Here is an 11,775-nt window from a genome sequence, read left to right as displayed (position 1 = left end):
CCGGCAGGAAACGGGCCGCACAGGTTTTTTCGCATCGGCGCAATAAACGGCTAAAAGGTATGCAGACGCCGCGCAGGATTACCGGCGCCAGCCTGGCGCATCATCATGCTCATTTCATTAATACCTGAAACTGCGGATTAAACTCATCAAACAGCGGCAGCGCTGCCGCACCCAGCGCGGCGGTATCACTGCCGCTCATTCCGGTCCGTATGCGCGTGGCGGTCAGGTAGCGCCCGCGCACAGACTGGTAAAGCGGCGGCAGGCGCGCAACGATTTTCTCCAGCAGGGCAGCGGGGATCATACCGCCAATAATCACGCTCTCCGCGTCAAAGATGCACTCCAGCATATTGATGGCCTGGCGCAGCGGCGTCAGCGCAGTGGCGATCCACGCGTCAAACAGCTCTGCCGGCACCGCCAGCAAATCGTCCGGCAGCGCGGTCATGGGATCAAGCCCGCAGAATTCATAGGCTGCCTGCAGCGAGACATAGCGTTCCAGGCACCCCTGATTGCCGCAGTAGCAGTCGCGCCCGCCGGGATCCACCACCATATGGCCAACTTCACCGGCGTTATGTGCATCACCGCTGCAGACGTGACCATCAACAATGATACCTGCACCCAGCCCGGTACCGATGTAGAGATAGATAAACGAATTAAGATGGCGCGCCACGCCGTGAAAGCGTTCGCCAATTGCCGCTACCGTGGCATCATTTTCCAGCGTCACCGGCAGCTGACTGAGTGCCGCCAGCTCTCCTGCAATATCGACATCTTCCCAGCCGTGCAGCGTGGTCGGCCCCAGTGAAGAGAGTCCCTCAACGCCAAAGGGCCCTGGCATCACAACGCCGATACCCAGCACTTTGCGCCAGCGCGCACCCAGCTGCGTCTTAATCTCATCCAGTACCGAGGCGATGCGCGCCAGGGTGGCAGCAGGCTCCGGTTTTTGCACCATAATGAGACGGCGAAAATGGATTTCGCCGGTTAAATCCACCAGCACCATCAGCAGCGTCCGGTGATCAAGATGAATACCGATTGAAAACGCACTGGCCGGATTCAGCGTGACGGGAATAGCGGGCTGTCCGCGTCCCTGACGTCGCGGTCCGTGGCTTATCAGCAGTTCCGCCTGTTCAAGTTCAGCGACAATATTGGATACCGTTTGCGCGGTCAGGGCCGTGAGCCGCGCCAGCTCAGCCCGTGTCAGTTCACCGTGCAGGCGAATGGCCTCAATGATCACGCGCCGGTTATGCGCCCGCGCGTGTTCAAGGTTAGTCCCTGATGTTCTCATCGTGCTATTTCCTTTTCGCGCCTGGCCGCTCTGCCACCGCAACAATATCTATGATCGCTGGCACATTTTACAACCTGTTTACCTGACAGCGGCGGGAAAACGTGCAAAGTAGAAGCAGGACCCGCAGCAGATCGTTTCTGGCACATCGCTTGCTTACCTTTCTGTGGCATGGCAACTGACGCACACTTTTGCGCACGTTATTAAATCAATCAAATTGATTTAATTAATCTCTCACAGCTTTCAGGCGGACATATCATGAAAAAATCGGTTCACGGTTGTTTGGCACTGTTTCTGCTCGCCAGCGCTGCCAGCGCGACGGCGGCCACCTCACTCAATGCGCTGTTTATGACTCAGGCAGCCTATAGTGAGAGCGATATTCGCGCCATGACGCAGGCGTTTGAAAAAGCGAATCCGGACGTAAAGGTCAACCTTGAGTTTGTGCCGTATGAAGCGCTGCACGACAAGATTGTCGCGGCACGGGGTGCGGGCGGAAATGGCTACGACGTGGTGCTGTTTGATGCGATCTGGCCGGCGGAATTCACAAAATTTAACCTGCTGCAGGATGTCAGCAGCCGTATCAGTGCCGAAGATAAGGCGCAGATTTTCCCCGGCGCGCTTAAAACCGTGGTGTTCAACGGTAAAACGCTCGGTATGCCGTGGATTCTGGACACCAAATATCTGTATTACAACAAAGCGATGCTGGAGAAAGCGGGTATCCGCGACCTGCCGCAAACCTGGCAGCAGGTAATGGATGACGCGCGCATTATTAAAGAGAAAAAGATCGTGAATTATCCGCTGGTGTGGAGCTGGTCTCAGGCGGAAGCGCTGGTATGCGACTACACCACGCTGGTCTCCGGCTTTGGCGGGCAGTTCTATCAGAACGGCAAGCTTAGCTTCTCCAGCCCCGCTTCACTGCAGGCGGTAAAACTGATGAAAAGCTCGCTTGATGACGGACTGACTAACCCCGCCTCACGTGAGTATCTGGAAGAAGATGTGCGCAAAGCGTTCTCCAATGGCGACGCCGCGTTCGCGCTGAACTGGACCTATATGTACAACATGGCCAACGATGCAAAACAGAGCAAAGTTGCAGGTCAGGTTGGCATTATGCCTGCACCCGGCGATGCGCCAGGCAAAGCGGGCGCGGTCAACGGCTCAATGGGGCTCGGTATCGCCAGCGGCAGCACCCATGCCGATCAGGCGTGGCAGTATATCCGGTACATGACCTCTCAGCCGGTGCAGAACAACTATGCCCGTCTGAGCCTGCCTATCTGGAAAAGCTCTTATCAGGATGCGGCGGTGATGAAAGATCAGGAGAGCCTGATTAAGGCAGCGGACACGTCGCTGAGCGTAATGCTGTCACGTCCTGAAACCGCAGACTATTCGCGTCTCTCCAGCACGCTGCAGCAGCAGCTGCAGCAGGTGCTGACCGGCGGCGCGACCCCGGAAGCCGCCATGCAGGCGGTCGATAAAAGTGCCGCGCGGCTGCGCTAAGGAGCGGGCATGCTGAGTTTGCGTCAACGTGAGCGACGGCAGGCATGGGTGCTACTGGCCCCCATGCTGCTGGTCATGCTGCTGCTTACCGCCTGGCCGCTGATGCGGACCATCTGGCTGAGTTTTACCGACGCAGCCCTGATAGGCAGCGGCGATGCGCCCGGCTGGATCGGCGTGGAGAACTACCTGTACGCCTTAAGCGATCCCGACTTCCGGCTTTCGCTGTGGCGCACGCTCTATTTTACGCTGGTGTCGGTTGCTTTCGAGGGCGTCATTGGCGTGCTGGTGGCGCTGCTGCTTAATCAGCGGTTTACCGGCCGCAACGTGCTGCGCGTGCTGGTGATCCTGCCGTGGGCGCTGCCGACAATCGTTAACGCGATGATGTGGCGGCTTAATTTCAATCCGGACTACGGCAGCGTCAACGCGCTGCTGACACAGCTCGGTATCCTGGATGGCTATCGCAGCTGGCTGGGTTCACCCGACTCAGCGCTTAACGCCGTGATGTTTGCTGATGTATGGAAGAACTATCCGCTGGTCACGCTGCTGGTGCTGGCCGCGCTGCAGTCGATTCCGGACGATCTTTTTGAGGCGGCGCGCCTGGACGGAGCCTCAGCCTGGCGACGGTTTCGCGCCATTACCTTTCCGGCTATCGTCGGGGCGCTCAGCGTGGCGCTGGTGCTGCGCACTATCGATGCGTTCAAAATATTCGACATCATCTATGTCATGACCCGGGGCGGTCCGGTGGATAGCACCAAAACGCTCAGTTTCTACGTCTATCAGGAGTCGTTCAGCTATCTGCGCGCCGGCAGCGGAGCGGCCTATGCCATCCTGATGACGCTGCTGTGTGCCGTACTGATTGCGCTCTATATGCTGCTGCTGTGGCGGCAGCGTCGCCGGGGGAGTGCCCATGAAGCGTAAGATGATATCTGTGGCTAAATATGTGGCGGCAGCCGCCGTGGCGCTGTCGGTTCTGGCCCCGATGGGCTGGCTGTTTCTGATGAGCGTCAGCGCCACCAGCGACCTGACGCGCGTGCCGCTGGAGTGGATACCGCGCCAGTGGGATTTCAGCCGCTACGGCCGGCTTTTGTCGCTGGCGCCGGGTGAACCGGGAACCCTGTTTCTGCATGCGCTGGGTAATAGTCTGCTGGTGGCGACGGGAGGAACGCTGGTCTGTCTGCTGCTGGCGATCCCGGCCGCTTTCAGCTTTTCGCGCTATCCCGGACGCGACGGCTGGCTGTTTGCGTCACTGGCCATCTATATGGTGCCGCCGGTGGCCTTTGTACTGCCGCTCTACTTTCTGCTGCAGCAGCTGGATCTGCTGAACACCCGCCCGGGTCTGATTATCGTTTACTGTTCGCTGATCCTGCCGTTTCTGACCTGGATGCTCAAAAACCAGTTTGACACTCTGCCGCGTGATATTGAACAGGCTGCGCGGCTTGACGGCCTGCGGGTGTGGCAGGTGCTGCTGCGCATCACGCTGCCGCTGGCAAAACCGGTTCTGGGCGCCGCAGCGCTGTTTGGCTGGCTGCTGGCGTGGGATGAATTTTTCTATGCCCTGCTGTTCACCAGCAATATTACGGCGCAAACGCTGCCGGTGACCATTGCCGGCTTTACTGCCGGACGCGCAACCGATGACGGCCTGATTGCTGCGGTTGGCATTCTGGCTTCGGTTCCCCCTCTGTTAATTGCTGTCTGGCTGCAGAAAACGCTGGTGAGCGGTCTGGCCAGCGGCGGGAGTAAAGGATGACAATTGACTGTAACGCAACGCTCTACGTCGCTGGCAACGTTAACGCCGATTTGATCATGGGTACGCTGGATAGCTGGCCACAGCGCGGCACTGAAGTCATGCTCCCTCAGAGTGAACTGCGTCCGGGCGGCTCGGCGGGTAACTGTGCGCTGGCACTGGAAGCGATGCAGGTTCGCCATCGCGCTGTCGCTAATCAGGGGAATGATGGCCTCAGCGCCTGGCTGGCGGGCTACTTCCCAAACAGTGCGGCGCACTGGAGACGCTACGCCTGCGAAACGTCTGTCACCGTTGGCATTACGCACAGCGATCACGAGCGCTCGTTTCTGAGCAATTTTGGTCACGTGGCGCAACTCAGCGCGGATGACGTACTGGATCAAATTCCGCTGCGTGCTGCACCGGGAGATATTGTTCTGCTGTGCGGCACCTTTCTCTGCCTGGCACTCAGTTCGCACTATGCCGCACTGCTGGAAGAACTGCAGCGGCGCGGCTTTATAACCGCCGTTGACACCGGCTGGCCTCCGCAGGGCTGGAATACGGCGGTGCGGCAGCAGGTTGCACAGTGGCTGCCGTACTGCGACTGGCTGTTACTGAATGAAGCAGAGACGCTGGGCCTCGGCGCGGCGGCAACGCTGCCGGAGAGCGCACGGCAGCTGGCGGGAGCCCTGAGCGGACGTGGCGGCTGCGTGGTGAAGCGCGGTAGTGCAGGTGCCGCCTGCTGGCAGGGTGCGCATTGGCTGGAACAGCCTGCCACTCCCGTCACCGTCGTGGATACCATAGGAGCCGGTGACAGTTTCAACGCCGGCTTTCTCACCGCGCTGTTACATCAGCAGCCGCTGAGCCGCGCGCTGCAGTGGGGCATTGCCGTGGCATCACAGGCGATCAGCACGCAGCCACGCCGCTATCCCGGCTGGCAACAGCTGCCATTTTCTGCAGAGGAGAGGTAATTTATGGCCAGTATTGAGCTCGTCAGCGTCGCCAGACGCTACGGCAAACAGACGGTATTGCATCCGCTCAGTCTCAGCATTCCCGATGGCAGTTTTACCGTACTGGTTGGCCCGTCCGGCTGCGGTAAGTCCACGCTGCTGAGGCTGCTGGCCGGGCTGGATAGTTTGTCAGAGGGAACCATTCTGATGAACGATATACCGATTGGCGATCGCGATCCGGCCGACCGCGACATGGCGATGGTGTTCCAGAGCTACGCGCTCTATCCGCACCTTACCGTGGCTGAAAACCTCGCCTTTCATATGCAGGTTAAAAAGGTGGGCCGCGCGGAGCAGCAGAGTAAGATTGCGCGCGTTGCCGCTATTCTGGGTATCGATAAATTGCTGCAGCGCTACCCGCGCGCCCTCTCCGGCGGCCAGCGTCAGCGCGTGGCGATGGGCCGGGCGATGGTGCGAAATCCTCAGGTTTTCCTGTTTGATGAACCGCTCTCTAATCTTGATGCTCAGCTGCGCATGGAGCTGCGGGCTGAAATCAAAGCACTGCACCAGCGTTTTAAAACCACCATGATTTATGTCACGCACGATCAGGTTGAGGCGATGACGCTGGCCGATCAGATTGTAGTAATGCGCGAAGGTCAAATCGTTCAGCAGGGCGCCCCGCTCAGCATTTACGATCGTCCTGCGGATCTGTTTGTCGCCCGCTTTATCGGCTCGCCTCCGATGAATCTGCTGCCGGCGCACCTGGTAACGCGTGATGGCGTGCCGGGCATTGAATGTGAAGATCTCTGGCAGCCGCTTCCTCCGCGCTGGCAGCACGCGGCACAGGAAGGGGCTGCGCTGATGATTGGCATCCGCCCCCACGATTTGATACCGGCGATGCAGGGCAGTCTGGCGCAGGTCGCCGTTACGGAGATCACCGGAGAATCCACGCTGCTGCATCTGACGTGGCACGGGCATACGCTGCATATGCAGGTACCTGGCCGTCACGCAGCCGGCAGCGGCGATCCGCTGACGATTGCGCTGCGCATGGAAAAAATCCACCTGTTCGATGCGCAGAGTGGCCAGCGTCTGCCGGAAGCGCCGCCGTTACCGTGAACGTTATCCTTCTGCGGGTGTGGTTGCCACGTTGTCATGCTGCATTAAGGCGATCGCCACCAGTACCAGCATGGAGAGCAGTTCAGTCCCCAGCGCACCGCTGATAGCACTCAGCCAGGATCCGGTCTGGCTGAAATGGCTGAATACGCCGCCCAGCAGCATCGGCCCCAGCCCCATCGCCGACTGCTGCACGGTCGACAACATGGCGCTGCCGGCGCCCGCCTGATGATGCGGAATATCGCGCATGCCAATACGGTAGAAGGTACTGACGATAAAAGACTGACCAAATCCAATGAGTGCCGTGGCTGGCGCCAGCGCAAGAATACCCGCCTGCGGCCACCGGAGCTGCAGGGTTGCCATCAGAGCCAGCAGGCCGGTGATCTGAATAGCACAGCCAGCCAGCAGCATTGTGCGCGTACCAAAGCGCGTGACCAGTGCGGTCGACCGCATGGCACCGATAAAATAGGCTACCCCCAGCGCTATGAAAGCGTTACCGGAGTCAAAGGCGCTGAAGCCAAGCCCGGACTGCAGCGTCAGAGCCATGACAAACATAAACCCGCTCCAGCAGGAGAAAAAGATAACGGCAAGCGTAAGGCTGAAACGCACGCCGGGCAAACGCAGCAGTGACGGGGGCAGCAGTGGTAAACGGCCTGCCGCTTCAGCACGCACAGAGACCCGCCGCAGCTGCAGCAAAAACAGCGGTGCCAGCAGCAGTAACAGCACGCATGGCCAGCGCCAGTTCAGCACCGGTCCCAGCGCCAGGCTCAGCATCAGCGCGCCTGTGGCGCCGCCCAGCAGCAGCGCACTGCTGATATCAACCGGTACGCGGGTTATATTACGGGTTTCCGGAATAAAGCGGCGCGCAGCCATCAGTACACCCAGACAGATCGGCAGGTTAATCAGAAACACGCTGCGCCAGCCATATCCGCCCGGATCGGCTTTGATAAGAAAGCCGCCCAGCACCTGACCAATCACAAACGCCAGCCCGCCCATTCCGCCATAGAGACCAATCGCCCGCGCATGCTCCCTGCCCTGCAGCGTAATATGCAGCGTTGCCAGGATCTGCGGCACGATAAGTGCCGCGCCCACCCCCTGCAGCGCGCGGGCAAACATCAGCATCCCGGTCCCGCTTGCCATACCGCACAGCAGCGAAGCCAGGGCAAAGATCCCGACGCCGCTGATAAAAACCCGGCGCCGGCCATAGTTATCCCCCAGCCGCCCTCCCATCGCGAGGCAAACGGCAAAAGTAATACCATAGACAGCAACAATCAGCGCCAGCTGGGTGGGCGTTGCCTGCAGGCTATGCGCCATTGCATCCAGCGCCACGTTAACGATTGAAAAGTCGATCATAGGCAGTAAGAGTCCGGCCAGCAGTACCATCAGACCCGCCTGACGAAGTTGCGGAGTGTGCATCAGTTTCACCTTGTTTTCGTGTTCATTGCGGCATAGCATCTGCTGAAAAATAACCGGGTACCAGTTTTTGATTATCATGGTATTAAAACCACCCGTCTGGCCGGAGAAATGACGCTGATGTCGATTCAACCCGCTGTAAAATATGCTGAAAAAGAGGTTCATACGAATCGCAAACTGCTGGGCGCCTTTTTGCGTTCCCGACGGGAAAACCTCGATCCTGTCAGGCTGGGTCTGCCGCGTATGCGCCAGCGGCGCACGCCGGGCCTGCGCCGCGAAGAGGTCGCCCAGCTGGCTGATGTCGGCGTCACCTGGTACACCTGGCTGGAACAGGGTCGCGATATTAAAGCGTCGCTGAAAACGCTGACGGCGATCGCATCAGCACTGCAGTGTAATGACGTTGAAACGCAACATCTTTTCTCGCTCGCCGGTCATAAACTGCCCGCCCTTCAGGTTGCCGCCTGCTGCAAACTCGCTGAGCATAATCAGCAGATGCTGGATGCTATCCAGCTGCCGGCCATTATTGAGACACCGCGTTTTGACATCATTGGCTATAACGCTGCGTGGTGTGCGCTGATGGGTATAGATCTGGCAAGCGTAGAGGCTGAGGATCGCAACTGTATCTGGCTGGCGTTTAATCATCCCGGCTGGCGCGGCATGATACGCGACTGGGATGAAGTCATGCCGCAGATGGTGGCCATGTTTCGCGGCCAGATGGGAGAACACCTTGGCGATCCGCACTGGGAAAGCTTTCTCACCCGGCTGATTAACAGTTCTGATGAATTTGCACAGACCTGGCAGCGTTACGAGCTGGGAAAAGTGGAGAATCGGATCAAGCGTTTCTGGCGGGCGGAAACCGGGGAATTTACGCTGCGTCAGAATAACTGGTGGTCCGCTTCACGCAATGGCGACCGCCTGCTGGTTTACGTCCCGGCAGATGAAACAAGCGCAGCGGCACTGGAAAAACTCATTGCCGGATATCAGGCGCTGCGCTCCACAAATGCGTTAATCTGACTATGCTTACTTCATGATAAATAATCAGGAGAGAGCATGAAATTTCTTTATTTCGTTGCGCTTATTGCGGCGGCGGGTTATTTGCTGGCATTTCTGCCTAAATTGCGTACCCGGCGTGAACCCGTTGCTTACTGGGGCTGCTGGGCCTGGCTGGGCCTGAACGCGGTTTACTGGTCGGTATATGCTGTACGCAACTATTTCCCGCACTGAAATATTATTCAGGAGTAATGTATGTCTGAAATTAATCGCGATCGGATGCCCTATCTGCTTTATTTTGCCCGCCAGCGTCTGCTGTTAGAAAATATCGATGCCAAAGTAGTTGATATTGGCAGCGCAGAAATCGTGGGTAATCATTTTCGCTGGAAACTGGATGGTAAAAACGCTCAGGGTGAAACCGCAAAAGAGGTGGATGAGCTGCTGGAAGAGGTTGAACGGCATCTGAGTTTTCTGTTTGTTGATGGTCAGTTCACCAGCCTGCCTGATGTCAGTGAAGATTACGGCGACAGGCTGGATAACATGCCGTTTGTTGAAGTGTCGCTTTCTGAACTCAGCGACCGTGACGAAGGCAGCGTACGCTGAATTTCTGTTATGCAGGCTGCCACGCGGCAGCCTCCATAGCGTCAGGCTTCAGCAGTAGCCGATTTCATTCCCGGCACCAGAATGATTTTGCGGCAATCCTCTTTGCGTTTATCAAAGATCTCATACCCCTCTGCCGCCGCATCCAGCGGCATATGATGCGTAACAATCTCTTCCGGCGTTAATAATCCCTGTTCAATCAGCGACAGCAGCCGTGGCAGATAGGCGTGCACGTGCGTTTGTCCCATTTTGAAGGTCAGCCCTTTATCGAACGCATCGCCAAACATGAAGCCATGGATAAAACCGGCATAGACGCCCGGCACGCTGACCACCCCACCACGACGCACGGCCGCAATACACTGACGCAGCGCTTTGCCGCTGCTGCCTTCAAGTTTCAGATTGCTGAGGACGGTTTCGGTCAGGCTGCCTTTGGCTTCAAAGCCCACTGCATCAATCACCGCATCCACGCCGCGGTTCCCTTTGGTATGGTCAATAATCCAGGCTGCGGGATCGTCAATCTCGTCAAAATTTATCGGCGTAACGCCATAGCGCTGACGGGCAAACTCCAGACGATAGGCGTTATGATCAATCATAAAGATATCTTCGGCACCCATCAGCCTTGCACAGGCGGCGCTAAGCAGACCTACCGGGCCGGCACCAAAGATCGCGACGCTTGAGCCTTTATCCAGCCCGGCATTCTGCACCGCCTGCCAGGCGGTCGGGAGGATATCGGACAGAAACAGCACTTTGTCATCCGGCAGCGCCAGCGGCACTTTAAACGGGCCGGTATTCGCTTTCGGCACGCGAACATATTCTGCCTGTCCACCGGGTATTCCGCCATAAAGATGACTAAACCCAAACAGGGCGGCGGGTGGCGTGATATTTTTTTTATTGAGTATCGCACCGCGACCCGGATTAGTGGTTTCACAGGCGGCATACTGATGCAGATGGCAGAAGAAGCAGTCGCCGCAGGCGACCACAAACGGCACCACCACGCGGTCGCCAATCGCCACATTGGTTACGGCACTGCCAGCTTCCACCACTTCACCCATAAATTCATGACCAAATATATCGCCATGTTCAGTTTTTGGGATCTTACCGCGATATAAATGCAAATCAGAACCGCAGATAGCGGTTGCAGTGACACGCAGAATAATATCATCCGCTTCCTGCAATACCGGATCGGGAACCGTTTCAACGCGTACTTTGTGCGGGCCATGATAGGTTAACGCTTTCATTCTTAACTCCTCATTAATAAGCGCAGCAGGTGCCTGACATTATTTAAGGCGAATTGCCTGAGCCTGGCATCAATTGCTGATTAGGCAAGCGCATCGGCAGTTCTGCCCGCGTGGTGCAACCGGGTTGCAGTGGTGTCGGAACGTGGCGCACAGCAGCAGAAAAACTACCGAATTGGTTAAAAAAAACACTGGATATAACTACAGTAAGTTGTATACTTATCCAGCAGTCTTGATGACTGAATGACGTTTTAAGAGGTGATACGAATGATGATCTCAACGGAAATTCTTGCTGCTCAAACCGTGTCTCTGCTGATGAGCAGCCGTGACCTTGCCAGACTGACTGGCATCACGCACGGCGAAGTGAAGCGCCTGATTAAAAGCCTGGAAACCGCACAGCGCCTTTCCCAGCCTGTTACGGTCAGTCTTTACGAGCATGAAGGTGAGAGCCGTCAGGAGTTTCTGCTCAATAAACGCGACTCGTTACTCGCCGTAGCCCGACTTTCGCCCGGCTTTACTGCCGATCTGCTCGATCGCTGGCAGGAGAAAGAAAAGATCGCTCAGCTGCCGGACTTCACGGATCCGGCCGAAGCAGCCCGTGCCTGGGCGGAGCAATTTGAACAGCGGCGGCGCGCAGAGCAGCAGCTGGCACTCTCTGCACCAAAAGCGGAGTTTTTTGACCGTTTCACTGAGGTCAATGAAGCGCTTGGATTTCGTCAGCTCTGTAAAATGCTGAAGGTCAAAGAGACTGACTTCCGGCAGTTCCTGCTTGAACGCAATATTATGTACCGGGAGAAAAATACGCTGGCGCCACAGAAACACCATGTGCAGGCGGGCTATTTCTCTTTCCGCACCGGTACGGGTGAAAATCAGCACGCGTTCTCACAGGCCCGCTTTACCGCGAAAGGCGTGAAATGGGTTGCAAGCCTGTGGGCGGGTCACCTGGCCTCTCATCCTGCAGGCGTCGCCGCCTGATACAGCAGAGCC

General features: G+C 57.4%; 12 protein-coding genes. 9 read left to right on the top strand and 3 right to left on the bottom strand.

Going from position 1 to position 11,775, the window contains the following annotated elements; all coding sequences use genetic code 11:
• Positions 1-109: 109 nt before the first annotated feature.
• Positions 110-1,279 (bottom strand): ROK family transcriptional regulator, encoded by a 1,170-nt coding sequence (locus B4M48_RS03655; protein WP_288655972.1) that lies wholly within the window; start codon positions 1,277-1,279, stop codon positions 110-112.
• Positions 1,280-1,534: 255 nt separating this feature from the next.
• On the opposite strand from B4M48_RS03655, the gene B4M48_RS03650 reads away from it, so the two are divergent.
• The 5 genes from B4M48_RS03650 to B4M48_RS03630 are packed head-to-tail and all read left to right on the top strand — an operon-like array spanning position 1,535 to position 6,553.
• On the top strand, positions 1,535-2,770 hold the full coding sequence (locus tag B4M48_RS03650; protein WP_071668396.1) for an extracellular solute-binding protein: 1,236 nt from the start codon (positions 1,535-1,537) through the stop codon (positions 2,768-2,770).
• Positions 2,771-2,779: 9 nt separating this feature from the next.
• On the top strand, positions 2,780-3,688 hold the full coding sequence (locus B4M48_RS03645) for a carbohydrate ABC transporter permease (protein WP_113655311.1): 909 nt from the start codon (positions 2,780-2,782) through the stop codon (positions 3,686-3,688).
• Complete coding sequence (locus B4M48_RS03640) at positions 3,678-4,517, top strand: carbohydrate ABC transporter permease (RefSeq protein WP_040113648.1); 840 nt, start codon at positions 3,678-3,680, stop codon at positions 4,515-4,517. The genes B4M48_RS03645 and B4M48_RS03640 overlap by 11 nt, the downstream gene beginning before the upstream one ends.
• Complete coding sequence (locus B4M48_RS03635; RefSeq protein ID WP_040113650.1) at positions 4,514-5,461, top strand: carbohydrate kinase family protein; 948 nt, start codon at positions 4,514-4,516, stop codon at positions 5,459-5,461. The genes B4M48_RS03640 and B4M48_RS03635 overlap by 4 nt, the downstream gene beginning before the upstream one ends.
• Positions 5,462-5,464: 3 nt before the next feature.
• The gene (locus B4M48_RS03630) at positions 5,465-6,553 is read left to right on the top strand and encodes an ABC transporter ATP-binding protein (protein ID WP_094110767.1); all 1,089 of its coding nucleotides are present in this window, start codon (positions 5,465-5,467) and stop codon (positions 6,551-6,553) included.
• A 3-nt stretch (positions 6,554-6,556) separates the two neighbouring features.
• Here the strand turns inward: B4M48_RS03630 and B4M48_RS03625 are convergent, their stop codons facing one another.
• Positions 6,557-7,966 carry an MFS transporter gene (locus B4M48_RS03625; protein WP_288655968.1) on the bottom strand — a complete coding sequence of 470 codons (1,410 nt, stop codon included), beginning with the start codon at positions 7,964-7,966 and terminating at the stop codon, positions 6,557-6,559.
• 117 nt (positions 7,967-8,083) lie between these two features.
• Between B4M48_RS03625 and B4M48_RS03620 the strand changes: the two genes are divergently transcribed.
• Genes B4M48_RS03620 through B4M48_RS03610 form a run of 3 tightly spaced genes read left to right on the top strand, consistent with a single transcriptional unit; the run spans position 8,084 to position 9,556 of the window.
• Positions 8,084-8,977, top strand: coding sequence for a helix-turn-helix transcriptional regulator (locus B4M48_RS03620; protein ID WP_052246563.1), 894 nt, complete (start codon positions 8,084-8,086; stop codon positions 8,975-8,977).
• A 36-nt stretch (positions 8,978-9,013) separates the two neighbouring features.
• Positions 9,014-9,187: a hypothetical protein gene (locus B4M48_RS03615; protein WP_166714220.1), complete on the top strand. Its 174-nt coding sequence runs from the start codon at positions 9,014-9,016 to the stop codon at positions 9,185-9,187.
• Between the two features lie 21 nt (positions 9,188-9,208).
• Positions 9,209-9,556, top strand: a complete 348-nt coding sequence (locus B4M48_RS03610; RefSeq protein WP_040113654.1) for a hypothetical protein — start codon at positions 9,209-9,211, stop codon at positions 9,554-9,556.
• A gap of 41 nt (positions 9,557-9,597) precedes the next feature.
• Here the strand turns inward: B4M48_RS03610 and B4M48_RS03605 are convergent, their stop codons facing one another.
• Positions 9,598-10,791, bottom strand: a complete 1,194-nt coding sequence (locus B4M48_RS03605) for a zinc-dependent alcohol dehydrogenase (RefSeq protein ID WP_040113656.1) — start codon at positions 10,789-10,791, stop codon at positions 9,598-9,600.
• Between the two features lie 264 nt (positions 10,792-11,055).
• On the opposite strand from B4M48_RS03605, the gene B4M48_RS03600 reads away from it, so the two are divergent.
• A complete protein-coding gene (locus tag B4M48_RS03600) occupies positions 11,056-11,763 on the top strand; it encodes a phage antirepressor KilAC domain-containing protein (protein WP_040113658.1) in 708 nt (235 codons plus the stop codon).
• The last annotated feature ends 12 nt before the right edge of the window (positions 11,764-11,775 follow it).

Origin of the sequence: Pantoea sp. UBA6567, from assembly GCF_002434165.1 — a bacterium.
Lineage (GTDB): Bacteria > Pseudomonadota > Gammaproteobacteria > Enterobacterales > Enterobacteriaceae > Pantoea > Pantoea eucrina.
Note: the sequence above shows the minus strand (reverse complement) of the source record. Positions and strands in the feature narration are given on the sequence as shown.